Here is a 23,428-nt window from a genome sequence, read left to right on the forward strand (position 1 = left end):
GTATGAAATTTTAATTTTGAAATATCCGGAAAAAAGTAGTTTCTTTGCAGACCGAATTTTAGATATCAGGAATTTACAACAAAGTAATAAGTAATAATAATGAATACTTTTTCTATCTTTTTAGTTTTGATTACCATCGTTTGCTTTTTGCTCATCGTCGTAGTGATGGTGCAAAACCCTAAAGGAGGCGGCCTTTCATCATCATTGGGCGGAGCTCAGATGTTGGGTGGCGTTCAAAAAACGACCGACTTCCTCGACAAGAGTACGTGGACGTTGGCAACAATCCTGATCGTGTTGATCATGCTTTCAAGCTTAAGCTTTACGAACAAGTTCGGCGATAACGATTCTAAAATCATCAAGGAAGCCACGGCTCCGAAAGCCGCGACTCCTGCCGCAGCAACTCCTGCCGCCGCGACACCAACCGCAACACCTGCTGACACAGCAAAATAATATCAAAATACTCCGAAAGATGCCAGCCTGTCAATGCTGGCATTTTTTTTAGGAAAAATTGACAGTTTGGAACGGGTGGCATACTTTTCGACGAAAGCGTTTCGACAATTTTAATAATCTAAAACAATATAATATGGCTTTGAAAATTCAACCTCTTTCAGACCGAGTACTTATCGAGCCCGTTGCCGCTGAAACCCAGACCGCATCGGGCATTTACATTCCAGACACTGCCAAGGAGAAACCGCAAAAAGGAACAGTCGTAGCAGCTGGCAAAGGATTTACCGATTATGAGATGACAGTAAAAGTCGGTGATACGGTCCTTTACGAAAGACACGCCGGAACCGAATTGAAATTCGACGGCAAGGATTATTTGATCATGCGTGAGAAGGATATTTTCGCGATCATTTGATTTTAGCTTTAAGCTTTAGGCTATAAGCAGTAAGCTCATGAGGGATTTCAAGAAATACGATATTTGGCAGATAAGTCATTCGTTCACACTCAAAATTTATGAGCTGACCAAGACATTCCCGAAAGATGAAATCTATAGTTTGACCAGCCAATTAAGGCGCGCCGCTTTTTCAATCCCGACAAACATCAGCGAAGGGTGCGGAAGAAACAGCGACAAGGAATTTAATCATTTCCTAAATATAGCCTTGGGATCGGCAAATGAAACAGAATACCTGTTGATTTTGTCGAGCGATCTGAAATACATTCCTCTGGAAACGTCTGATGATCTCAACAAGGAAATAAATTATATAAAGAGTAAAATCTTTAGACTAAAAGACAAATTAACTCCGCAGTAAGCCTACAGCTTAAAGCTTAAAGCCTACAGCAAAAAACAACAAAAATGGCAAAAGACATAAAATTCGACATCGAAGCACGCGACGGTCTAAAACGCGGCGTCGATGCATTGGCAAATGCAGTAAAAGTTACGCTCGGCCCGAAAGGTCGTAACGTGATCATCGGGAAATCATTCGGAGCACCGAATGTGACCAAAGACGGTGTATCGGTAGCAAAAGAAATTGAATTGAAAGATCCGCTCGAGAACATGGGCGCTCAAATGGTCAAGGAAGTCGCTTCCAAAACCAACGATTTGGCAGGTGACGGAACGACTACAGCTACCGTTCTCGCACAAGCGATCGTAAAAGAAGGACTTAAAAACGTTGCCGCCGGAGCAAACCCGATGGATTTGAAACGCGGTATCGACAAAGCCGTCGAAGCTATCGTTGCCGACTTGGCATCACAGTCAAAAGAAGTCGGAAGCGATACGGACAAAATCAAACAAGTTGCCTCTATTTCAGCCAACAACGACGAGAAAATCGGTGAGCTTATCGCGACCGCTTTCGGAAAAGTCGGGAAAGAAGGCGTCATCACGGTTGAGGAAGCCAAAGGAACCGATACCTACGTTGACGTTGTGGAAGGCATGCAGTTCGATCGCGGATATTTGTCGGCTTATTTCGTGACGAACACCGAGAAAATGGAAGCCGAACTCGAAAACCCATACATTTTGTTGTACGACAAAAAGGTATCGGTCTTGAAAGAATTGCTTCCCGTACTCGAACCGATCGCACAATCAGGAAAGCCGCTTTTGATCATTGCCGAAGATGTCGATGGTGAAGCACTTTCTACTTTGGTCGTGAACAAATTGCGTGGTGCGTTGAAAATCGCGGCCGTGAAAGCGCCTGGTTTCGGTGACCGACGCAAAGCGCTTTTGGAAGATATCGCGATCCTTACGGGTGGAACGGTAATCTCGGAAGAAAGAGGTTACACGCTCGAAAACGCGACGCTTGAAATGCTTGGAACCGCGAAACGTGTCACGATCGACAAAGACAACACGACACTTGTCAGTGGAGCCGGTGAACCGGAGATGATCAAGAATCGCGTTGCGCAGATCAAGGCACAAATGGAAGTCACGACGTCTGATTACGACCGCGAAAAATTGCAGGAACGTTTGGCTAAATTGGCCGGAGGTGTTGCGGTTCTTTACGTCGGAGCGGCATCGGAAGTCGAGATGAAAGAGAAAAAAGACCGCGTCGACGATGCACTTCACGCGACCCGTGCGGCCGTTGAAGAAGGAATCGTTGCCGGAGGCGGTGTTGCATTACTTCGTGCGAAATCAGCGTTGAAAAACATCAAGGCCGATAACGCTGACGAAGCGACCGGAATCCAAATCGTAGCCCGCGCGGTTGAATCGCCTTTGCGCACGATCGTTGAAAATGCAGGTCTTGAAGGATCGGTTGTCGTATCGAAAGTGAGCGAAGGAACCGGTGATTTTGGTTACAACGCGAAAACCGACGAATACGTCGACATGCTTGCCGCAGGAATCATCGACCCTAAGAAAGTTACGCGTGTCGCTCTTGAAAACGCGGCCTCAGTTGCCGGAATGATCCTGACTACCGAATGTGCGCTCGTCGACATCAAGGAAGAGAACGCAGGCGGAATGCCAATGGGCGGCGGAATGCCCGGCATGATGTAAGAATTTTAACATCCGATATATAAAAGCTGCCTTTTAACGAGGCGGCTTTTTTTATATATTCGCACCAACCATCCCAAACAAATATGAAAAAAGTGCTACTCTTGCTGTTTTTTACGGCTGGACAACTATTGTCACAAACGAATTCGTCGAATCAGGAAAAAATTTCAAAGGCGCTGTCCGATTATTTCCAATTGGATCGCGAGAATATTTTTTTGCACCTGAACAAACAAACGTACTTATCCGACGAAAAAATCTGGTTCAAGGCGTACGTCACCGAAAAGAAAACGAACACACCATTTCCATCGACGACAAACGTGTTCGTGAGTCTTACCGACGCTTCGGGCAACGTGCTTCAAACCAAATTGTATTACGCCGAATCCAGCCTTCTTACCGGAACCATGTCGCTTCCAGAGAAGCTGCCGACAGGAAAATACAATTTGCGCGTGTTCACGAATTTCATGAATAATTTCGCTGAGGACGAATCGTCGAATTACGCGATTTATATCATCGATCCCGCCCAGAAAAACACTATAAATTCAGCAAAAGTAGATTACAATACCGCACACCTTGAACTTCTTCCTGAAGGCGGCATTTTCCTCGATGGCGTTTCAAATACGTTCGCCGTCCGACTTACCGATTGCAACGGAACAGGAATTCCCATCACCGACGGACAGATAAAAGATGCGTCAGGCAATGTCGCGGCGACGTTCATAACAAATCCGAAAGGCTACGGACGTTTCGACTTGATCGCGTCCAAAAGCACCGGATATACCGCGCATTGCACGTTGAACGGCAAACTTGTACAACTCGCACTGCCTTCGTCTCAAATCAAGGGCGTCACGTTTTCAGTGAACAGTTACACATTTGCCGATAAGGTCGTCGTGACGGCAAAGACCAATCCGTCAACGCTCGCCGAGATCGGCAAGGACGCCTACACCATAGTTGCAGGACAGGAACAGGATGTCGCATTCGCCGAATTCTCGTTCAATGACAAATCCGAAGTTTCGGTCGCCATTCCATCAGAAAATTTCAAGCCCGGCGTAAACAGTATCTACCTGATCGATAAAAACCAAAAGATCGTCGTGCAACGTGTCATTTTCAAACCTGGCGTGGCGTTGAAAAAGGCTGATATCACCGTCGCCCAAAAAAGAGGCGATTCGATTATAATTAAAGGAATTTCCCCATTGGCGCTGGGCTCGATGAGCGTTTCCGTGTTGCCGATCAACAACGACGATGACCGCAATTCAATCGTGTCCTCGCTTCTAATCGATAACTTTTCAGAGCTTCGATTACAGGATCCTGCGTATTATCTCGACGGATTTTCACGCAAAAAACATTATGAGCTCGATTGTTTCCTGATGGCTCAGACTCCAAAGTATGCATTTTCAGGATTCACGAAAATGCCTGAAAAGAAGTTCGAGTTTGACCGCGGACTTACCATCAAAGGCACGATCAACACCGTCATTCCTGACCGAAAAAACGCAAAAGTCAAAATGAACTCAATCGCGCAAGGGCTTGATGAAACCACTACGATCGATGAAAAAAACGAGTTTGTTTTTACGAATGTGATCGCCCTCGATTCAACGAGCATTTATTTTAGTGTGATTGATGCGAAAGGAAAGACGATTCCGGCGAAGATACATTCGCAACTCCTGAACAACAACCGCCGTCTGATTAAGAATATCCAGCAGACCGATTGTTCAAGCAACCTCATTGAAAGTGCACCTGAAGAACTTCCGACGGTAGCAAATTCGGTTGTGCTTGACGCCGTCACCGTAGCGGCCCAAAAGAAAAACAAGGAAGAGGAGCTCAATCCGCAAAACAATATGCGTTTCGGAAACAGCATGGCGAAAGGTCATAAAATTACCGACGATGTCGCTCAAACCTATCGCTTTCTCACTGATTTCATTCAGGCCAACGGTTATCACGTCGTAAACACGGGCGCGACCGTAAGCATTTCGCGTACGTACAGCACTTCTATTTTGGGATCGAATTCGGTCGTAATGTACATAGACGACACTCCAATTCCTGATATGTCCATTCTTATCGGCTACACGATGGATATGGTTGACGAGGTTTACTTCAACCGACGCGGTTACGGCCAGGGATCAAATGCGGGCGGAGGCGTAATCCGCATCTATACGAGAAGAACGACTCGCGGCGGATTCAAAAGCCCCAATTCGACATGGCAGGAGCTGAAGATCCAGAATGCCTACCAACGACTTTCAGAATTCAAGACTCCGAACTATGCGAACGTGCAAGACGCCGGCTTTAAAAAGTACGGTACGATCGCATGGCTGCCGAATGTTAACACCGACGAGAAAGGCGAATTCAAATTTGCTTTCCCGAACCTGCAGCAACAAAAAGTAAAACTAGTGATTGAAGGTATCGACGGAAACGGTCAATTATATTCGGAAACCCGATTGCTTGATCTATAAAAAAAAGCTGCCTTGACGGGCAGCTTTTTATTTTTATTATTATTCTTATTTTTATTCCTGAGGTCCGGTGCCTTGATCGGGCGCGGCCTTTTTCCCGAATTTGAGTATCACGGGAACTACGGTAATCAAAACGAGAATGATAACGATATATTCGATATAATGCTTAAGGTCGATGTTGAATTCGGCCAAAAGAAAGCTGTACAAATAATGCCCTGCAAAGATCAAACTGAACGACCATAGGAACGAGCTGATGACGTTGTAGAACATGAAACGCTTCTTTTCCATGAGCACGATACCGGCCACGATCGGAGCGAATGTCCTGAAAACGGGAAGAAAACGAGCGAAGATGATCGCGCGTCCGCCGTGCTTTTCAAAAAACTCCTTCGATTGCACGAGATACTTTTTCTTGAAAATCCAACTGTCTTTCCTATTGTACAAATAGTAGCCGCTTTTGGCTCCGAACCAATATCCGACCATATTCCCCAAAATCCCGGCGCAACCTACAAGAAACGCCAAAAGGGCAACGTTGAGAAATGAGTTGTCGATGAACAGGAAATTTTCGATCAGTTCGCGGTTGTAAATTCCCGCGAGAAAAAGCAAACTGTCTCCGGGAAGGAAAAAACCTGCAAAAAGACCGGTTTCGGCGAATACGATGAACAACACAATGAGCAATCCAATCTTGACACCGTTAATCTCAAAATGAATATAAAATAAAGGCTCAAAAAGGTCAGTCCAGTTAAATTCGTTCATCGTTGTTCGTTTGTCAGGTCTTTAAAAACAGTCGGTGAAAGTACGCATAATTTGCGGCAACGCCAATTTACGATTCCAATTTAGGGTTTTGTTAACGGTTTGCAAACGTCATGGTTTTCGGTCGTATTTACAGCATTGGTGAAGGCTTTCGTAGTCTTCGTCGGTGGCTTTCACTCCGTCGCTGTCGTGCCCCGCTTTCGCAAGTGCTTTCTGGACTTGGTCAACTGAAGTTTTCTCCTCATTCACGATCAGATGCAACACGTGGCTGTCCATGTCCCAAACGGCGCTTTTCACGCCCGCGACTGAAAATGCCGCTTTCTCGATGCGTTTCTTGCATTGGTCGCAATTGCCGTTGACTTCGATGTCGTATTTGGCGTTTTTGTTCTTTTTTTCCTGGGCGTTGGCATTCGCAAAGATTGAAACCAACATAATAAAAATGATTTTTTTCATGACTGAAGTTATTTGATTTTAAAGCGGAGCCCGGCGTAATACATTTGCCCGAAGATCGGCGCGTACACGATCGACGCGTCAAAATTCGAACCGAACGGATCGTCGGCTCCTAAAATTGGATTTTTTTGTCTGTAATTCGCCATGTTTTCTCCACCGACATACATCTCGAATACCGACGAAAACGTGCGCGTGATCTGGGCATTGACGACCGCAAACGCCGGAGAATAATCGTCGAGTTCGCCTGAAAAAGTCGTGGGCAGACGCTGCTCGCCCGTCCAGTTCCAAGTCGCGTCGAACTTCCAACGCTGGCCTTTTTCCTTGATGTGCGTCGCGAATTCGGCATTGGCAAAAACGCGATGCCTCGATTGCAGCGGACGCTCGAAACTTCCGGCCTGGTAGTCGGTTTTGGTATCGTAGTATTTGTAGGCTGTGCGCAAATTAAGATGCTTGATCGGCTCGTAATTGAAATCGAACTGGAAACTGTTCGCGAACGACTTCCCGTCCAGGTTGTAAAACAGCACGCGTCCGGTCTGGGAATACCAATCCACTACCACTTGGTCGCGGAAATCGGTGCGATACAAATCAAACCCGGCGTCGGCAGGTTTCCCGAAAATCTCAAATCTCTGATTGAAACTGATGCCGTAATTCCAAGCGATCTCAGGCTTGAATCCGTACACCGGACCGCCAGCCTGCGTGAAGAAAGTCGGGATGCGCGAACTCGCGAACATCTGTTGGTTCTCGGCCAAGATGTTTGCCGCGCGTTTTCCTCTTCCGCCCGACAAACGCAAAACGCCATTTTTCCAAGGATTGTAGCGCACGTGAAGACGAGGCGTCGCAAACATCCCCAAACGGTTGTGGTTGTCGGCTCGAATCCCGGCCACGACGCTGAAATTATCGGTGTTGTCGTACGTATATTCGAAAAACGCCCCGATCGAATTGTCGGTCCTGTCAAAAATGTCGCCCGCGTTACTGCCGATCAATTCATCGTATTTGTCATACGTGAAATTCAAACCCGTCGCGAATTTATGCATCGTATTGCTGATGATCGAATTGAAGATCAGGTTCGAATAAAAACTGCTCTGGTCGATATCGTACCGTGAAAGACCGTAATACGATTCCTGTTCATGGCGGCTGAACGCATTCTGGAAACCGATGCTTTGGAACGGCATGTCGGGAAATACATATCCGATCTTCGTCGCAAGGTCGTAACGCCGCGTCTTGATTTCGGAACCCCAATAATTCGTGGTGAATTTGTCGACATCGGGATTGAAATCGAGCTCGCCCGTTTGCTTTTCATCGTCCATGAATCGGAAATTGATGAAACTCACCAGGCCTTTCCCGGGATCGTTGTACTGCCAACGACTCATGACGTTGATCTGGTTCGCGAGCGGATTGTCGAGAAAACCGTCATCGTTCATGTCGTTTTTGGTCTGGCGCGAATTACCGTGGATGAACAGGCTCGTCGCCCATTTCTCGTTGAGCTTCCTGTTGATGTGCGTATTGATTTCAATGCGCGAATCGGTCGAGCCGTAGACGTTCAGGAAAAAAGGAATATCGCCGAAGGGTTTGATGAGCTCGGTATTGATCTGGCCCGAAATACTCTCATAGCCGTTCACGACCGAGCCCGCGCCTTTCGTGATCTGGATGCTTTCGACCCAAGTTCCCGGAGTGAACGACAGACCGTATGCTTGGGAAGCGCCGCGAACCGAAGGGATGTTTTCCTCGGTGATCATCAGATAAGGGCTCGAAAGGCCGAGCATCTTGATTTGCTTGGTTCCCGTGAGCGCATCGCTGAAATTAACGTCGATCGACGGATTGGTCTCGAAACTCTCGGCGAGGTTGCAACACGCGGCCTTGAGCAATTCTTTGCTCGTCATCACGGTCGTGTTGGCCGTAAGCGTGAGCGATTTTTTTAGGCTTTTCGATGGATTCCCGACCTGGACATTCTGCAAAGTGTCTTGCGAATACGCGGTTGCGGCAATCAACGATAAAAGCGCTGATAAATATTTATACATGGAAATGATTTGATGTTATAAAATCGAACGATGTCCGGAATCACAACATAAATCAGGCGTAGAAAACGTATTGGCTGTAGAGTTTGAACAGCGGAGGCGCATTGGCATCGCAGTAATAAGTGGCGACTGGTTTTTCGATGAAAACGGAAGGTCTGCCTTGGGCGACGAACGAAAATTCCGATGGCACGAAAGCCGCTTCGAACGAAAAATGAAATGCTTTTACGACGGTTTCGTGTTCTTTTTCGGCCTTGACGGTCTTGGTCTTGCAGCAACTTTTGCTTTCCTCTTTCTTCATGCCGCAGCAAGCGCTGTCCTGTGAAGTCATGAAAACGGGCGTCACCGATGAAACCTCGCCACCGCAATAATGCACGTTCACCGCAAACCCGATGTTGGAAGCCAACAACAGGAACGTCAGGAAAATAGCTGTGCATTTTTTGATTGCCATGTTGCAAAAGTAATTAAATCGCGCAACCGAAACCGCAACGAAACGTTATTTTTTGGCGAGCCGTTTCTGGTAATAGAACGCCGGCACGAACAGAAGCAGGAATAACGGTTGTATCAAAAATCGCCTCACGTAGAAAAGCAGGAAGTTGTTCCCGTTTACCGACGCGAACAGCAATCCGAAGAAAATTGAAATCAAGACCACGAACAGAATCACATATAAAACCGACGTGAACCGCAACAATTCGGCGTCGGGAAACAACACGTAAATGATTCCGAGCGACAGCATCGTATTCAGGAAATAACGGAACGTCATCCCGAAAAACAGATCGCCCGACTCAAAACCCGGTAAAGGTTTCTCGAGATAATCGCTTTTAAAGTAATACAGGAACGGATCGTAGAACAATTCGTTTTCGAACGCGCGCACGCCGAAAAGCAAAAGCACCAAAATCATAATCGTGAGGATCTTCCAGATTCTATCCATGTTTGGCGAGCGATGAGAATTTATTTACCCAAATGACCCAAAGCAAAAACACGGTTCCATAGATGAACGCCGGGAAAAGTACACCGTGCAGCAAATGTTCGTATTTCGGGTAATGCAGCAGTGCGATGCTCAGTAATCCGATGCGGACGATATTCAGGATATGTATCGCGATCGCGCCCGAAACGATAAAGACAAACATCGTCGGCCATTTTCCCTTGAACGCAAATACGAACGACGCGAAAAGAATGATCACGCTGAGCGCATTGCAACCTTCGACGACGCGTGAAACGTATCGCCCGTCCAGAATGTACATGATCGACGGCTGGAGCAAATGTGGCTTGATAGCCGTTTGATATCCGAGTAGATCCGTGAACCATTTGGTTTGGGAAGCGACGAGTTTCGTAAAACCATCGACCTCGAATGCGGCTTCGTTGAATTGGTTCAGATAGGTTTGGTAAACCAGCGTGAGCAGCGCGTACACGACGAAAAATTTAGCCAGGAAAAAAAAGAAAGGCTTGTACTGCTTGAAGGTTTCCAAAAGTTTTTTTAACAAATTTATATAAATTTAAGTTCGGTGTTAGGTTTACCTTTGGAGAAAAATTCACCATGACTTTCGAAGAACTCAAATCAAAAGTAATCGACATCCTAAAGCACGCAAACGTACTCCGGGAAGATAAATTGTTGCAGGTATGCCATTTGCTGCGCGACAACATCGATTATTATGACTGGGTCGGATTTTATTTCCGAAATGGCGACAAGGAAGAATTGTTGCTTGGCCCTTACGCCGGAGAACCGACCGACCATACCGTGATCCCGTTCGGAAAAGGCATCTGCGGACAAGTCGCGGTCTCAAACAAAAACTTCGTCGTTCCTGACGTCCAGGCGCAGGACAATTATATTTCGTGCAGCATCAACGTGAAGTCTGAAATCGTGATCCCGCTTTTCGTGAATGGCGAAAACATCGGACAAATCGATATCGACAGTGAAGTCCTCGATCCTTTTACGGAAAACGACGAACGTTTTCTGGAGGAAGTGAATGTGCTGATCGCGAAGTTTTGTTTTTGAAGAGACTGGAGATAATAGACGAATAGATAATAGACGGTGGTGGTTTGCCGCCGTCTGTATTTAATGCACTCTTTCTTTCGTCTATCTGTCTATTATCTATCATCCAATTGCAACAGATAGGTTCTTCCAAAAAATTGTCAATTATCAATTGTCAATTATCAATTAAATATGTACTTTTGCGCCCGTATCCGAAACTCGGCTACATACATAAAAATCATTTAAACAATATTGGAATGTATTTAACTAAAGAAGTAAAAGCGGAAATTTTCGCCAAACACGGCGGGGAAGCAGCAAACACAGGAAAATCTGAAAGCCAGATCGCGCTTTTCACTTTCCGAATCAATCACTTGACTGAGCACTTGAAAAAGAATCGTCACGATTATAACACAGAGCGTTCACTTGTGAAACTCGTAGGTAAAAGAAGAAGCCTTCTCGATTATTTGAAGAAGACTGAGATCAACCGCTACCGTGAGATCATCAAAGAATTGAATATTCGTAAATAATCAATCGAAAAGAGGTGCCCGCGCGCCTCTTTTTGTTTTTACAGAAATTATTTTAGCTTACATATTGCACAAAAAAAAGTTTGGTTTTTCATTGGGTTTTTTTACAACTACGCAACAACTACAACACAACTACAACGAAGACCCATTGTTTAATCAAGTAATCAAATTTATGATTCCAAAAGTATTTACAGAGGTTATCGATTTGGGAGATGGAAGAAGCATCTCGATCGAAACCGGGAAACTAGCCAAGCAAGCCGACGGTTCAGTCGTCGTAAAAATGAGTGACACCATGTTGCTTGGAACAGTAGTTTCAGCCAGAAAAGCAAGTCCTGGGGTTGACTTTTTGCCCCTGACAGTAGATTACCGCGAGAAATTCGCAGCAGCAGGAAGATTCCCTGGTGGATTCTTTAAACGCGAAGCACGTCCATCAGACAAAGAAGTTTTGACGATGCGTCTTGTCGACCGCGTTTTGCGCCCACTTTTCCCTGATGATTACCACGCCGAAACGCAGGTAATGATCCAATTGATGAGCCACGACGAAACCGTAATGCCCGATGCTTTGGCAGGTTTGGCAGCTTCGGCGGCGTTGGCCTTGTCAGACATTCCTTTCGAGACATTGATCTCAGAAGCTCGTGTCGGACGCATCAACGGAGAATTCGTCATCAACCCAAGCCCTGAGCAATTGTTGGAATCGGACATCGACATGATGATCGGTGCTTCCAAGGATTCGATCGCGATGGTTGAAGGTGAGATGAAGGAAATTTCAGAAAAAGAAATGGTAGAGGCGATCAAATTCGCGCACGAAGCCATCAAACTTCAAATTGCCGCACAGGAACGTTTGCGCGATGCTTTCGGAAAGAAAGACGTTCGTTCATACGACGAAGAAGCGAGCAACGAAGAGGTTTACCAAAAAGTTCGCTCACTCGCTTACGACAAATGCTACGCCATCGCCCAAGAAGGTACAGGTAAAGCAGAACGCGGAGAAAAATTCTCAGAAGTGAAAGACGAAGTCAAAGCTGCATTTTCAGACGAAGAGCAACTTGAATTCGGTGAACTTATCGGTAAATACTTCAAGAAAGCACAAAAAGAAGCGGTTCGTAACGTGATCCTTGATTTAGGTTTGCGTCTTGACGGAAGGAAAACCGACGAAATCCGCCCAATCTGGTGTGAGGTCGATTATCTTCCATCAGTTCACGGATCGGCATTGTTCACACGAGGGGAAACTCAGGCATTGGCAACAGTGACTTTGGGAACTTCACGCGAGTCGAACCAAATCGATTCACCATCAGAACAAGGCGAAGAAAACTTCTACCTGCACTACAATTTCCCACCATTCTCAACAGGTGAAGCAAAACCGTTACGCGGAACTTCACGTCGTGAGGTCGGTCACGGAAACTTGGCGCAACGTGCGTTGAAAAATATGATCCCTGAAGAAAATCCATACACGATCCGTATCGTTTCTGAGGTTCTTGAGTCAAACGGTTCGTCTTCGATGGCGACGGTTTGTGCCGGAACGTTGGCTTTGATGGACGCGGGTGTTCAAATGATCAAACCGGTTTCAGGTATCGCGATGGGATTGATTTCTGACGACGTGACTGGCCGTTGGGCTGTACTTTCGGACATCCTTGGAGACGAAGATCACCTTGGCGACATGGACTTTAAAGTAACCGGAACTGCCGATGGCATCACCGCTTGCCAAATGGACATCAAGATCGAAGGATTGAAATATGACATCATGGAGAAAGCACTCGATCAGGCTCGCGCCGGGCGTTTGCACATCCTTGGGAAACTAATCGAGACACAACCTGCGCCACGTGACGGAGTGAAAGCGAAAGCACCGAAGATCATCAAGACCACTATTCCTGGAGCCTTTATCGGAGCGCTTATCGGACCTGGTGGAAAAGTGATCCAGGAACTTCAAAAAGCTACGAAGACTACGATCGTAATCAACGAAGTGAACGAAGAAGGCGTCGTGGAAATCTTAGGTACCGATCAGGATGGAATCGACGCGGTATTGCGCAAAATCGATTCACTTACATTCAAACCTGTAATTGGAGATTCATACAAAGTGAAAGTAATCAAGATCATGGATTTCGGTGCTGTCGTGGAATACCAGGACGCGCCAGGAAACGAGATTTTGCTTCACGTTTCGGAACTCGCATGGGAACGCACTGAAAACGTAACCGACCTTGTAAACATGGGTGATGAATTCGAAGTGAAATACATGGGAATCGACCCTAAGACACGCAAAGAACGCGTTTCCAAAAAAGCGCTTTTGCCACGTCCTCCAAGAGACGAGAACGCTCCACGCCCTGAACGTCGCGATGATCGCGGACCAAGACGTGACGACCGCGGACCTCGTCGTGATGACCGTGGACCTCGTCGTGATGATCGCCCAAGAGATGATCGTCCGAGAGAAGACCGTGCGCCACGCGAGAACAACGATTCAAGCGAGCCACGTCAGGAAAACCCTGGTACTGAGGAATAAATATTCCTTCAAATTATATCTGGAAAATCCCGTCAAGTTTTGGCGGGATTTTTTTTGTTTGACAGCCGTTTAAGTTAAACCAATTTCTAAAAAAAACGTAGGATTATCCTATCATTTAAAAACGAAAACATCGTTACTTCTATTCAGCGCGAAACGCCGGTTTCCAGCCGAAACTCGTTCGTCATACGCTACATGTCGAGGAAATTAATCTGGAGCGTGATCGTATGTGTCGCGGTTCTCAGCTCGCTTTGTTTTTGCAAATCGCAACTCCATCCATAATAAATCGTAATCAGGCTAAAAACCGACAATCCCAATCGCGGCGTCAGACTGAATTGCGGCCCGACATCCGACGTCACGAAATCAGCGCCCAATTGAGCCGCGAAAATCGAGAAAATCGCCTCATACGAAAGCCTCGCTCCTATTGCGTGTGCGTTTCCAACCTTCAAATATTTCGGGCCGATGGCAACGTTCTGCACAAGCATCGCGAAACCTCCAAATCCCGGTTCCTGACTCGGATAAGACGAAATCACATACGAAACTTCAACTTCAAAATCCTTAAAATAACTCGCGGCGACGCGGCATCCGTTCATGTCGTCCCACGGATTCAGGTCGAACGGCTTCTTTGTTGGAACATCGGCTGGCGTTTGAGCGAACGTCGGTCCGATGAACATGAATACGATTAGCGTGGTTGTCGCTTTCATGTCGTTTCGGGTTTTCCCATCGCACGCAAATGCCTGAAATGTGATTTCATCATTTCTCCGAGTGACATTTTATGATACGGAAGTTTATATTCGGACGTCGTTTGCGCAATGATGTCATTGATGTCGCTGTAATTCGTGTGGCAAATGTTCGGAAATAAATGATGGGCCGCGTGGCAATTCGAGCCTCCGCTTAAAATCCTTGCGAACGCATTGTTCGGGTTCCAGTCGCAACTCGTCTTGAGCTGATGGATCGCCCACGAGGATTCGAGCTCGTCGCCTTCAGGTTCGAAATATTCGGCCTCTTCGAAAAAATGTGTTCCGACGAGCATGATCACAAAAAGCAACGAAGTGAATGCCGACGTGGTCGCGAACGTCAATATCACGAACCAAATGGAAAAGTCGGTAAGCAAGATCGGAATTGCCAAAACGAGCGTGAAATACAGGATTTTGAACGCGAAGAATCGGATGAACATTTCGCGCTTGGGAAACCCTTTTCGCATCCATTCGTATTCGCTTGAAAACAAATAGATCCAATCGCCCATAAAAACCGAATGCAGCAACGCGAGCATATAAACGAACGGCGCGTAAATGTGTTGGTAGTTGTGTTTTTTTTGCCACGGATGCGACGGCGCCAACCTCAGGAACGGATTCTTGTCGATGTCGATATCGCTCCCCTCGACGTTCGCATACAAATGGTGCGACCTGATGTGGCGCAAACCCCAAAGCAGCGGATCGATTCCGACAGTCAAAAAGCTGAAGAAGTGCAAAACCTGATTCGCCTTTTTATTGCGGAATGCCGTATTGTGCGACGCGTCGTGCCCCAGACAAAATCCGATGAGCAGACCCGAAATCTGGAACAACAAATACAGCAACCAAAACGTCAAGCCCGAATTCGCGTTGACGAGAAAATAGTACGAGCCGTAACAAACAACTGCCCAGAATGCGCCTTTGAACCAAAAGTCGATGCCGCCGTGTTTGAACGATTCATTTTTCAATTTGTCGAAAACGCGGGTTCGAAGCGTATAATAAAATTCCTTTTCGGAATCGGTTGTGGTGAATTTCCTGATTTTCATGATGCGTTTTTATAAGTGGTTTTATAAAGCTGTCTCGAATTCCCTGTTGAAATTTTCCTCTTTTTCGAAGAATGGGAAAATGATGATCGTGCCGTATCTCAAACTTTTTGAGTCTGTCGTGAGATTCCCGTTTTTCAATATTCCGACGCGAATCTTACTGTCTTTGTAAAGATTTGCGAGCAGCAGCGGATATACGATTGTCCTTCGGTTGAATACAAAATATCCGCCTTCGATTTTGCCTTTTAGGATTTTCTCGCGAAGCAAATTCCCGTCGCTGATCAGCGCGACCCTTATGTGACGGTCGTCGATGACGGTTAATTTGACCCGGTCGTTTTGGTTTTTGTTGTAACCCGTCACGAAAAAATCCCAGAACAAATCGCTTTCACCAACCGTAGAAAATCGCTTGAAACTCCCGTTGAGTGCGGTTAGGTTTGTTGAGTGTAGCGCAACGTCATCGGGATTGTTCGTTGCGTCCCTGATCGTAGAACACGAACAGATACAAATCCCAATCAGAACCGGTAGAAAATTCCTGGCTTTCATCGCTCAACTATTTGGTTTCACGTATTTGAACTTGTACTGGATGCGCGCCGAATAACCCGCACCGAACAACAACACCATGCCGCTGTGGTCCGAGAAATCCTCGACGATCAATGTGGAATCCTTGGCGACGCTGACTCGGACGCGATCTACGTTCGTCATCCAATAAATCGGTGGGAAAACGATGTTCTTGCGCTGTAGAAAGTATTGGTAATCCTTTCGTCGGAATTTACCTTGGAACGACATGCTCGTCTTTCGTCCGAATTGATCTTTGAATGCCAGGCGCAATTTCCCGTTGTCGAAATACACGTTCACCGAATCGGCGTCTATATTCGGATCAAGCCCGAACAACGTCGTGAGTTTCACCGCATCTTGCATGCTGTCCTTGGAATGGCTCACGTTTTCATAGGTCGCGTTGAGTTGTCGTGTCGGAACATCGAGGTTGCTGCGACTCACGGATTGCGCAGGCGAACACGACATCATAGCCAATAAAATCAAACTAATTAGTGCAGTTTTCATAACGATTGGTTTTAGAATTACAAGTCAAACTTATTGTGATTTAAGCAACTAAACTTGTGCAAATCAATTAACCGATTTGTTATATTTGTGAAAATCGCAAAATATGTCGCAGCAGGAAGTGTTGCTTTCGATACTTCGGAAGAAGATAAAATCCCAATCGCTCATCGATGCCGTTGCCGTCGCGCTCAACATCAGCTACGACGCCGCGCACCGACGCGTATCCTCGAAAAGTAAATTCTCCATAGATGAAGCTGTGATTCTGTGCCGACATTACAAGATTTCGATCGATGCGATCCTCACGGGAAACAACGTCGTCGTCGTCGAAAAGACAAAAGAGATTTCGTCGTTTGACGACATGCAGCAGTATTTCGCGCAATCGGCGGGCTATCTCGACGCATTTTCGAAAAAGGAAAACGTGTCGTTATATTACGCGGCCAAAGACATTCCGTTGTTCTATACGATCGGCGGAACGCTCTTGTCGAAGTTCAAATTATATGTGTGGATGGATCTGCTCGCCGGGAATGGCGGCAAGAAATTCGAGGAATTCACATTTACGGCGAACGTGCAGCAACACGTCGAGCGCATCAAGTCTATTTACGAAGGCGCGTCGGTTCACGAAATCTGGAACGACACGACGATAAACAGTACGTTGCAGCAGATCTTTTACTTCTTCGAATCGGGATTGCTGTCCAAGGCGAACGCGCTCGTTTTGTATGACGATTTGGAAACACTGCTCGCGGGCGTCGAAAAGAAAAGCGCCGAATCGAACAAATTCCATCTCTATTACAATGAATTGCTGATCCTGAACAACAACGTAATCGTCTCAGCCGCTGACAAACGCACGATGTTCATTCCCTATACGGCTTTGGGCTATTTCATCACCGAAGACGAAACCACGTGCACGAAAGCCAGCGAGTATTTCGAACGCCAGATGAAAAACTCGAAATCGTTGAACCTATCGGGAACGCGCGACCGAAAGATTTTCTTCAACAAGGCGATGCGCAAGATTGATTTCTACAAGCAGAAACTTAGCAATCCAGAGGAACTATTGGTTTAAGCATAAACCGCAGACATCTGAATTACCAAAGTTCTCGTCCATCGTCTACCCGTCTATCACCTATCGGTCTATCATCTATTAGTCTATCATCTATCAGTCTATTATTCATCACTCTATACTTCGACCCTACTTCAAATCAATAGACTCCAAAATCTGTTTTCTCGTCGTCTTAAAATTTTCCGACTCGACTTCAGGACTCACGAACTGAATCGTATATGTGAGCTTTTTGTACACCCAAATGTAACTGTCGACGACTTTCGGCTGGCCTTCGACTTGCATCGAATACACGAAGTTGAGTACTTTATGTCCGTCGATTTCAACCATCGTGTCTTTCACGACTCTTCCTCTGCTCGACTTTAGAATTCCGCCTTTCACGCCTTCGTAAAACTTTGTCAGGTCAGGGTTTTTATCGAGGTTGAGCTTGTCGAGCCCTTTGCTGGTCTTGGAAATGATGAACGTGTCGTCGCCTATGCTTCCGCGGATAAACGTCTGCCCTGACATTTCGCCTTCGCCCGAATCGTCGGGAACGAGCATCGACATGTTCTCATCGATGTCGTATTGGAAGAGTTCCTGTGAAAAGCCATTCAATGTAAAAAGTAAGATCAGTGGGAAAAGAAATGTCTTCATAAGAATATTTTTATGCTTTTTTCAAAAGGACTTTTTCTTGGGTGAACTGGTACGCGGCTTCGAGGAAATCGATCATCTTTGGCCAGCTGCCGTTCGGCTCGAAATAATTCGAATAATATTTCTTGGTCGTGACCACGAGTTTGTTGCCTTCGATTTTGGCCGAACTCGTAAAACCGCCCGTCGCATTCGTTACGTTCTTATTAAGTTTTTCAATGCCCGTAACCGTGTAGCCCGACGGGATTTCGAATTCGATCTCGTTCACGAAACTTCTTGGAAACGCCATGTAAACGTTGTCTTTGCGTTCCTTTTCCTTCTTCGTGATCTCGACTTGGCCCGTCAGGATTTTCCCGATTTCGACGATGTAGTTCGCCCCGGCTTTCTTGACGAAGTTGTTCTCGAGCTCGAATGATTCGTTGTACACGAACGCTTCCTTTCGTCCGAAACGCCCCGTATTTTTCACCGAATAATCGTATTTCTCGACCTTGATATCGAACTCATCCGACAATGATTTCTTGAACGATTCCTTTTGCTTGTCCTTCAACTTGTCTATGAGCGCCGCATATTCCTTTTTGTACTGCGCTTCTTTTTTATTGCTTCGGACGCGGTCAAGTAACGGTTCCGTTTCGTATTTCAAATAATCCTCGTTCACATAGTCGAAAAAATAAAGCCGATCGTCTTGTTCGTCTTCCTTGAAATGTCCAAAATACGATGATTCGCGATTTACTTTCAGGCCCGACATCGCTCCATCAACCGACACTTTCGAAACCACTTTCGTATGGTTATCGTTTATCGTCGACGACGGCAAATGCACGGTTTCCACATCGGTGATCTTCTTGCGCTTCAACACGTTGAGCACGTAAGCGTCGGTGTTTTCAAGGTCGTAATCGAATTGGTCGGCACTCGTGAACGGCGTAAAATATTGCAGGTAAACCGGTTCGGGCATCGTATTGACGCGCAACATGACTGAAATATTGCTGCTCAAAAGCAGATCCGTAAGCGGGCCGTTGTAACGTTGCGTCGCCAACACGATGTCGTAATCGATCTTGTTGTCTTTCAGGAATGCCATGAAATGATTGATGAAATCGGTCTGGTTGCTCAGGAAAATCGGGTTCTTATACAACTCGAACGGGCTGAAGATCTTGGCTTCGTTGATCGCCCACGCCTCGACATATTGCGTGAAATAATGGTGGCGCGTGAAATAATAGACTTGTCGGACTTTCTCGGCGTCGTTCTCGAACGTCTTTTTCTTAAGGAAACGCTCGATATGGCCCATATCCCCGAACGGACGGAACGCTTCCTCATACGAAAACATCATGTCATCGGTCGAAATACTTTTCTTCACTTTCCCGTTCGCGACTTCCTTGTCCGGTTTCCCGAAGGGTTTCGTGCTCACCTGGAATTTATAGCACGGCAACGCGACCATCGGATACAACCAGCGTTGGGAGTCGATTTTTGGGATGTCGCTCGCGGTCAGGTCGAAGCGTCGGTCGCCTTTTCGTCCGGGCGGCAAATCGGCGAATTCAGGCGCGCCGTTGAACGTATTCAGGTTCAGGAACAATCGTTTGTCAAGTTGGAGTTCGACGCGTAGTTTCAACGTCGGATAGGAATCGTTGAGCGTCGATTCATGGCTGTCGAAAATCCCGACATTATCCGTGACCGTCATATAAAAGTAGTAATCGATGATGTCGCCGATTTCCAGGTTCGCGATCGCGATTTTCTTGTCGTCGTCGAGTTTCCGCGCTTCTTTGTCGGTATCGACGGCGATTTCCTTTCCGTCGGGCTTGATGATTTTGATGCCGAGCCAGGTTTGGTCGACGTTGCGGATGCGTTTCGAGAATTCCTTATATGAAAATTCCGAAAACTCCTTTACCGACGCCGCATCCTGCAATTTTATGCGCTTGCGGAAACCCTGTTTCGGGTAGGCCATCGGATAGTAATAATAATCGTATTCGTACAAAATGACAGCCGATTCGTTTTTCCATTTCTCGGGAACCGTCGTGCCTTTACTCGCTTCGTCCTGGCTTTCCCAAAATAATTTTTCGACTTCTTCTTTATTTTTCTGGGCCGAAGCGATGGCCGAAACGAAAAGCAATGCACCCCAAAGGATTTTTTTCATGTTTATGATTTTGTAAGGACGATTTGTTGGTTGTAAATGGTGTTCAGGTTTTTTAGTAGCGTGTTCCAATCCGACATTTCAGCCGCTTTGATGACGCCATTCTTGAATACGAATGTCTTTTTGCATGTAATTTCAGTCGGCGTTTGCGTAAAACTCACGAGCACTGAATAATCCTTGGCCGAAACGGTCAGGTTCTCGGGAAGTTTCGACACTTTGTAACCCGTGGGAATCTCGAGCGTGACCGCCGATTGATAATCGCTTTTGTAATCGAATTCGTAATCGGTCTTGCGGTCTTTGAGATCGAAATTCCCGAATTCCTTAATGAAATCAAGATCGACGTAGATCTCGTCGTCGAATCCCGACACTTTGTTGTTGACCAGGATATCGTAATCGACTTTTAATTGTTGTTCGCGATTGCTCAAATCAGACGTGATCACGTTGCTCACATGGATGTTTTTGTCACGTCGGGACAAGAAACCCTCGAGTGCGTCGTTCTTGCGGTCGGTCTCGAAACGATTGTAACCGTAGAGGAATTCGGCGCAACTTTCACCGTTGTATGTCTTGGTGCATTTGCCTTTTAGAGTTTCGTTTTCAATCGCAAACCTTACGAAATGCGTTTCCTTGTTGGACTCGTTTACGGAAGCCGGAATTTTATCGATGATGAACTTCTCCCCGTCTTCGATCATGACTTCCTTGTTTTGGATGCGTTCGGCGTTGGTTCCGAAAGCGCCGTATTTTTCGGTCCCGTCGAGGTAATATTTCTTGCCGTTATGGAAAAGCGTGCAGATCATGTGATTGTCGACCGCGAGCGACGGCGTCGTGTAATCGTACGAAATGTGTTTGGTTCCGATCCACGTCAATCGCGCGTCAAAACCCGCGAGTTTGAGCATTTGCTTGATCAGGTTGGCCATGCCCTTGCAATCGCCGTAGCGTTTCGTGAATACATTGTTCGATTCGTCGGGTTTGAAACCTGCGATGCCGTCCTCAAACGCGATGTATCGGATGTTGTCCTGAACCCAATAATAGATGTTCTTGATTTTTTCCTCGTCGGTCTTGGCTTTTGAAACCAGTTCATCGACCTTTGGTTTTAGCACCGACGTGTCGTCTTCCATCATATCGACGAGCGATTTATACCACGTATACAAATCGGCGGCCGAGGTGAACAGCTTGGTTTCCTTTCCATCGTTCTTAAATGATTTCGCGATGATCAGAATGTGCGGATACAAATAACTGCGGCCCGGAGCGTTCTCCTCTTTATAGAATGCCGGAACGTTTTTGAGTTCGTATTTGTAGATCGTTTCGCCGTTTGCGGTCGATTGGGTTTTCGTGATGTCGGTTCCTGCGAAATTGAATTCCTTAAGTTCGACGTTGAGCCAACTGGGAACGCTGATCGTGATCGTTTTCTTTAGCACGGGGAATTCGTCGTTGAAATAAAGCGACGTAAAATATTTCACATCCCCGTATTTCTTGTCCATTTCATAAGTGTACGAATAGCCCTGGACCGGAAAATCGATCGACATGTGTTTCACGCGGGCATCGTTGTAGAACAGGTCGCGGTCTTTGTAAAATTCGTCATTGACGATGAAATTCGCGACTTTCTCGTTGCGGTACTTCATTCCGAAATGTTCGATCTTGGATTCGCTGTCGTAAAATTCGTATTTATGGATGTCGGCGCGATGCGTGATGTTCATGAGTTTTTCACGGATTTTATTCATAACCGTGACCTTATCGCCTTCCTTACTCACCCCGAACGAAACCGCATCGCTGCTTTCAAGTATCGCTACGTCATCTTTCAGATATTGTTCGCGAAGTTTTTTTGCCAGTTGCACGTCCTCCTCGGTCGGGTCGATATTCTTTTGGGCAACCACCGTTCCAACCGCCAGGACCAACAAAAAAGAGAAGATTTTTTTCATTTTGAAAGTTTGCGAAATATAACAAAATCCTAAACTTGAAACTGCCAATAGAAAAAAATTTAAATCTGTGTAACTTTTTGTCACAACCTTACGTACAAGCATGGTATCTTCTAAAAAAAGGAAATCCATACATGAGACAACTTAAGATTACGAAGCAGGTTACCAACAGGGAAACAGCTTCACTAGACAAGTACCTTCAGGAAATTGGGAAAGTCGACCTTATCACCGCTGACGAAGAGGTGGAACTCGCACAAAAAATTAAAGCCGGAGACCAAAGAGCACTTGAAAAGCTTACAAAAGCCAACTTGCGTTTCGTCGTTTCGGTTGCAAAACAATACCAGAACCAAGGGTTGACGCTTCCCGATTTGATCAATGAAGGAAACTTGGGACTTATCAAAGCGGCTCAACGTTTTGACGAAACCCGAGGATTTAAATTCATTTCATACGCCGTTTGGTGGATTCGCCAGTCGATCCTTCAGGCTTTGGCCGAACAATCCCGTATCGTGCGTCTGCCTTTGAACAAGATCGGTTCGATCAATAAGATCAACAAGATGTACGCTTTGCTTGAGCAATCGAACGAGCGTCCGCCAAGTGCCGAGGAAATCGCAAAAGAGCTCGACATGACAGTCAACGACGTTAAAGAGTCGATGAAAAACTCAGGTCGTCACCTTTCGATGGACGCGCCTTTGGTCGAGGGAGAAGATTCGAACTTGTACGACGTTTTACGTTCAGGTGAATCTCCGAACCCGGATCGCGAACTTATCCACGAATCGTTGCGCACTGAAATCGAGCGTTCTTTAGAGACGTTGACGCCTCGTGAGGCCGACGTTGTTCGCTTGTATTTCGGATTGGGCGACCAACATCCGATGACACTCGAAGAAATTGGCGAGACTTTTGATTTGACACGTGAACGCGTGCGTCAGATCAAGGAAAAAGCGATTCGCCGATTGAAACACACCTCAAGAAGTAAAATTCTAAAGACGTATTTAGGTTAATAGAACCTGAGGCAAAACCGAAACTGAACAGCATGAGGTGATGTTAATCCTATTAAACTAAAATTTAATCTTGAAACTTGAAATTCCAAAATATTTAGTATGTTTGGAAATGAAACAATGAATAAACTTCCGAAAGGAATTTATATAGCAACAACAGTCTGATTAACTGTTCGTTTTTTGATTGATGATTGAAACTCCGGCTGATTACCGGAGTTTTTTATTTTATCTGTGATAAAAAACTCCAGTCGATTCGCGCAAGCGCTCGGGTTTCCGGAGTTTTTTATTTTATCTGTGATAAAAAACTCCAGTCGATTCGCGCAAGCGCTCGGG

The 23,428-nt window shown here is 46.1% G+C and carries 23 protein-coding genes; 10 read left to right on the top strand and 13 right to left on the bottom strand.

Annotated features, from left to right (window positions below; genetic code table 11):
- The first annotated feature begins 99 nt into the window (after positions 1 to 99).
- From secG to EOO50_RS06470, 5 genes are all read left to right on the top strand, one after another.
- Entirely contained in the window at positions 100 to 450 is a 351-nt protein-coding gene (gene secG / locus EOO50_RS06450; protein ID WP_290838737.1) for a preprotein translocase subunit SecG, read from the top strand.
- 133 nt (positions 451 to 583) lie between these two features.
- The gene (locus tag EOO50_RS06455) at positions 584 to 859 is read left to right on the top strand and encodes a co-chaperone GroES (RefSeq protein ID WP_290838738.1); all 276 of its coding nucleotides are present in this window, start codon (positions 584 to 586) and stop codon (positions 857 to 859) included.
- 37 nt (positions 860 to 896) lie between these two features.
- On the top strand, positions 897 to 1,253 hold the full coding sequence (locus EOO50_RS06460) for a four helix bundle protein (protein ID WP_290838740.1): 357 nt from the start codon (positions 897 to 899) through the stop codon (positions 1,251 to 1,253).
- A 44-nt stretch (positions 1,254 to 1,297) separates the two neighbouring features.
- On the top strand, positions 1,298 to 2,926 hold the full coding sequence (groL, locus tag EOO50_RS06465; protein ID WP_290838741.1) for a chaperonin GroEL: 1,629 nt from the start codon (positions 1,298 to 1,300) through the stop codon (positions 2,924 to 2,926).
- 83 nt (positions 2,927 to 3,009) lie between these two features.
- Complete coding sequence (locus tag EOO50_RS06470; protein WP_290838742.1) at positions 3,010 to 5,364, top strand: hypothetical protein; 2,355 nt, start codon at positions 3,010 to 3,012, stop codon at positions 5,362 to 5,364.
- A gap of 51 nt (positions 5,365 to 5,415) precedes the next feature.
- On the opposite strand, the gene EOO50_RS06475 is transcribed toward EOO50_RS06470, so the two are convergent.
- The 6 genes from EOO50_RS06475 to xrtF form a co-directional block, all read right to left on the bottom strand.
- Positions 5,416 to 6,114, bottom strand: coding sequence for a VTT domain-containing protein (locus EOO50_RS06475; protein WP_290838744.1), 699 nt, complete (start codon positions 6,112 to 6,114; stop codon positions 5,416 to 5,418).
- A 108-nt stretch (positions 6,115 to 6,222) separates the two neighbouring features.
- Positions 6,223 to 6,564 (bottom strand): cation transporter, encoded by a 342-nt coding sequence (locus EOO50_RS06480; protein ID WP_290838745.1) that lies wholly within the window; start codon positions 6,562 to 6,564, stop codon positions 6,223 to 6,225.
- 8 nt (positions 6,565 to 6,572) lie between these two features.
- Positions 6,573 to 8,579 (bottom strand): TonB-dependent receptor plug domain-containing protein, encoded by a 2,007-nt coding sequence (locus EOO50_RS06485; RefSeq protein ID WP_290838747.1) that lies wholly within the window; start codon positions 8,577 to 8,579, stop codon positions 6,573 to 6,575.
- Between the two features lie 52 nt (positions 8,580 to 8,631).
- Positions 8,632 to 9,024: a hypothetical protein gene (locus EOO50_RS06490; RefSeq protein WP_290838748.1), complete on the bottom strand. Its 393-nt coding sequence runs from the start codon at positions 9,022 to 9,024 to the stop codon at positions 8,632 to 8,634.
- A gap of 45 nt (positions 9,025 to 9,069) precedes the next feature.
- Positions 9,070 to 9,504: an exosortase F system-associated protein gene (locus EOO50_RS06495; protein WP_290838749.1), complete on the bottom strand. Its 435-nt coding sequence runs from the start codon at positions 9,502 to 9,504 to the stop codon at positions 9,070 to 9,072.
- Positions 9,497 to 10,042 (bottom strand): exosortase family protein XrtF, encoded by a 546-nt coding sequence (xrtF, locus tag EOO50_RS06500; protein WP_290838751.1) that lies wholly within the window; start codon positions 10,040 to 10,042, stop codon positions 9,497 to 9,499. Before xrtF ends, EOO50_RS06495 begins: the two co-directional genes overlap by 8 nt.
- A gap of 68 nt (positions 10,043 to 10,110) precedes the next feature.
- Here xrtF and EOO50_RS06505 point away from each other — a divergent pair, with 68 nt between their 5' ends.
- The 3 genes from EOO50_RS06505 (at position 10,111) to EOO50_RS06515 (ending at position 13,560) form a co-directional block, all read left to right on the top strand.
- Positions 10,111 to 10,569 carry a GAF domain-containing protein gene (locus EOO50_RS06505; protein WP_290838752.1) on the top strand — a complete coding sequence of 153 codons (459 nt, stop codon included), beginning with the start codon at positions 10,111 to 10,113 and terminating at the stop codon, positions 10,567 to 10,569.
- 233 nt (positions 10,570 to 10,802) lie between these two features.
- Positions 10,803 to 11,072 carry a 30S ribosomal protein S15 gene (rpsO, locus tag EOO50_RS06510; protein ID WP_290838753.1) on the top strand — a complete coding sequence of 90 codons (270 nt, stop codon included), beginning with the start codon at positions 10,803 to 10,805 and terminating at the stop codon, positions 11,070 to 11,072.
- 169 nt (positions 11,073 to 11,241) lie between these two features.
- On the top strand, positions 11,242 to 13,560 hold the full coding sequence (locus EOO50_RS06515) for a polyribonucleotide nucleotidyltransferase (RefSeq protein WP_290838754.1): 2,319 nt from the start codon (positions 11,242 to 11,244) through the stop codon (positions 13,558 to 13,560).
- A 188-nt stretch (positions 13,561 to 13,748) separates the two neighbouring features.
- On the opposite strand, the gene EOO50_RS06520 is transcribed toward EOO50_RS06515, so the two are convergent.
- From EOO50_RS06520 to EOO50_RS06535, 4 genes are read right to left on the bottom strand one after another with little or no spacing between them, the layout of a single operon-like run.
- A complete protein-coding gene (locus EOO50_RS06520) occupies positions 13,749 to 14,261 on the bottom strand; it encodes a hypothetical protein (RefSeq protein WP_290838755.1) in 513 nt (170 codons plus the stop codon).
- Positions 14,258 to 15,334, bottom strand: a complete 1,077-nt coding sequence (locus EOO50_RS06525; protein ID WP_290838757.1) for an acyl-CoA desaturase — start codon at positions 15,332 to 15,334, stop codon at positions 14,258 to 14,260. The genes EOO50_RS06520 and EOO50_RS06525 overlap by 4 nt, the downstream gene beginning before the upstream one ends.
- Positions 15,335 to 15,355: 21 nt before the next feature.
- The gene (locus EOO50_RS06530) at positions 15,356 to 15,874 is read right to left on the bottom strand and encodes a hypothetical protein (protein ID WP_290838758.1); all 519 of its coding nucleotides are present in this window, start codon (positions 15,872 to 15,874) and stop codon (positions 15,356 to 15,358) included.
- A 3-nt stretch (positions 15,875 to 15,877) separates the two neighbouring features.
- Positions 15,878 to 16,390 carry a hypothetical protein gene (locus EOO50_RS06535; protein WP_290838759.1) on the bottom strand — a complete coding sequence of 171 codons (513 nt, stop codon included), beginning with the start codon at positions 16,388 to 16,390 and terminating at the stop codon, positions 15,878 to 15,880.
- A gap of 103 nt (positions 16,391 to 16,493) precedes the next feature.
- Between EOO50_RS06535 and EOO50_RS06540 the strand changes: the two genes are divergently transcribed.
- Positions 16,494 to 17,447, top strand: a complete 954-nt coding sequence (locus tag EOO50_RS06540; protein ID WP_290838761.1) for a hypothetical protein — start codon at positions 16,494 to 16,496, stop codon at positions 17,445 to 17,447.
- Between the two features lie 126 nt (positions 17,448 to 17,573).
- Here EOO50_RS06540 and EOO50_RS06545 read toward each other — a convergent pair whose 3' ends face one another.
- From EOO50_RS06545 to EOO50_RS06555, 3 genes are read right to left on the bottom strand one after another with little or no spacing between them, the layout of a single operon-like run.
- Complete coding sequence (locus EOO50_RS06545; protein ID WP_290838762.1) at positions 17,574 to 18,074, bottom strand: hypothetical protein; 501 nt, start codon at positions 18,072 to 18,074, stop codon at positions 17,574 to 17,576.
- Between the two features lie 10 nt (positions 18,075 to 18,084).
- On the bottom strand, positions 18,085 to 20,190 hold the full coding sequence (locus EOO50_RS06550; RefSeq protein WP_290838763.1) for a hypothetical protein: 2,106 nt from the start codon (positions 20,188 to 20,190) through the stop codon (positions 18,085 to 18,087).
- 2 nt (positions 20,191 to 20,192) lie between these two features.
- Positions 20,193 to 22,103 carry a transglutaminase-like domain-containing protein gene (locus EOO50_RS06555; RefSeq protein WP_290838764.1) on the bottom strand — a complete coding sequence of 637 codons (1,911 nt, stop codon included), beginning with the start codon at positions 22,101 to 22,103 and terminating at the stop codon, positions 20,193 to 20,195.
- A gap of 131 nt (positions 22,104 to 22,234) precedes the next feature.
- Here EOO50_RS06555 and EOO50_RS06560 point away from each other — a divergent pair, with 131 nt between their 5' ends.
- Positions 22,235 to 23,098 carry a sigma-70 family RNA polymerase sigma factor gene (locus EOO50_RS06560; RefSeq protein ID WP_026707723.1) on the top strand — a complete coding sequence of 288 codons (864 nt, stop codon included), beginning with the start codon at positions 22,235 to 22,237 and terminating at the stop codon, positions 23,096 to 23,098.
- Positions 23,099 to 23,428: the final 330 nt, after the last annotated feature.

Origin of the sequence: Flavobacterium sp. (assembly GCF_004211145.1) — a bacterium.
Classification (GTDB): Bacteria; Bacteroidota; Bacteroidia; order Flavobacteriales; family Flavobacteriaceae; genus Flavobacterium.

Excerpts from the sequence above, each read along its gene's own strand:
- secG (WP_290838737.1), top strand. The coding sequence starts at position 100 with ATGAATACTTTTTCTATCTTTTTAGTTTTGATTACCATCGTTTGCTTT.
- EOO50_RS06455 (WP_290838738.1), top strand. The coding sequence starts at position 584 with ATGGCTTTGAAAATTCAACCTCTTTCAGACCGAGTACTTATCGAGCCC.
- EOO50_RS06460 (WP_290838740.1), top strand. The coding sequence starts at position 897 with ATGAGGGATTTCAAGAAATACGATATTTGGCAGATAAGTCATTCGTTC.
- groL (WP_290838741.1), top strand. The coding sequence starts at position 1,298 with ATGGCAAAAGACATAAAATTCGACATCGAAGCACGCGACGGTCTAAAA.
- EOO50_RS06470 (WP_290838742.1), top strand. The coding sequence starts at position 3,010 with ATGAAAAAAGTGCTACTCTTGCTGTTTTTTACGGCTGGACAACTATTG.
- EOO50_RS06475 (WP_290838744.1), bottom strand. The coding sequence starts at position 6,114 with ATGAACGAATTTAACTGGACTGACCTTTTTGAGCCTTTATTTTATATT.
- EOO50_RS06480 (WP_290838745.1), bottom strand. The coding sequence starts at position 6,564 with ATGAAAAAAATCATTTTTATTATGTTGGTTTCAATCTTTGCGAATGCC.
- EOO50_RS06485 (WP_290838747.1), bottom strand. The coding sequence starts at position 8,579 with ATGTATAAATATTTATCAGCGCTTTTATCGTTGATTGCCGCAACCGCG.
- EOO50_RS06490 (WP_290838748.1), bottom strand. The coding sequence starts at position 9,024 with ATGGCAATCAAAAAATGCACAGCTATTTTCCTGACGTTCCTGTTGTTG.
- EOO50_RS06495 (WP_290838749.1), bottom strand. The coding sequence starts at position 9,504 with ATGGATAGAATCTGGAAGATCCTCACGATTATGATTTTGGTGCTTTTG.
- EOO50_RS06505 (WP_290838752.1), top strand. The coding sequence starts at position 10,111 with ATGACTTTCGAAGAACTCAAATCAAAAGTAATCGACATCCTAAAGCAC.
- rpsO (WP_290838753.1), top strand. The coding sequence starts at position 10,803 with ATGTATTTAACTAAAGAAGTAAAAGCGGAAATTTTCGCCAAACACGGC.
- EOO50_RS06515 (WP_290838754.1), top strand. The coding sequence starts at position 11,242 with ATGATTCCAAAAGTATTTACAGAGGTTATCGATTTGGGAGATGGAAGA.
- EOO50_RS06520 (WP_290838755.1), bottom strand. The coding sequence starts at position 14,261 with ATGAAAGCGACAACCACGCTAATCGTATTCATGTTCATCGGACCGACG.
- EOO50_RS06525 (WP_290838757.1), bottom strand. The coding sequence starts at position 15,334 with ATGAAAATCAGGAAATTCACCACAACCGATTCCGAAAAGGAATTTTAT.
- EOO50_RS06530 (WP_290838758.1), bottom strand. The coding sequence starts at position 15,874 with ATGAAAGCCAGGAATTTTCTACCGGTTCTGATTGGGATTTGTATCTGT.
- EOO50_RS06535 (WP_290838759.1), bottom strand. The coding sequence starts at position 16,390 with ATGAAAACTGCACTAATTAGTTTGATTTTATTGGCTATGATGTCGTGT.
- EOO50_RS06540 (WP_290838761.1), top strand. The coding sequence starts at position 16,494 with ATGTCGCAGCAGGAAGTGTTGCTTTCGATACTTCGGAAGAAGATAAAA.
- EOO50_RS06545 (WP_290838762.1), bottom strand. The coding sequence starts at position 18,074 with ATGAAGACATTTCTTTTCCCACTGATCTTACTTTTTACATTGAATGGC.
- EOO50_RS06550 (WP_290838763.1), bottom strand. The coding sequence starts at position 20,190 with ATGAAAAAAATCCTTTGGGGTGCATTGCTTTTCGTTTCGGCCATCGCT.
- EOO50_RS06555 (WP_290838764.1), bottom strand. The coding sequence starts at position 22,103 with ATGAAAAAAATCTTCTCTTTTTTGTTGGTCCTGGCGGTTGGAACGGTG.
- EOO50_RS06560 (WP_026707723.1), top strand. The coding sequence starts at position 22,235 with ATGAGACAACTTAAGATTACGAAGCAGGTTACCAACAGGGAAACAGCT.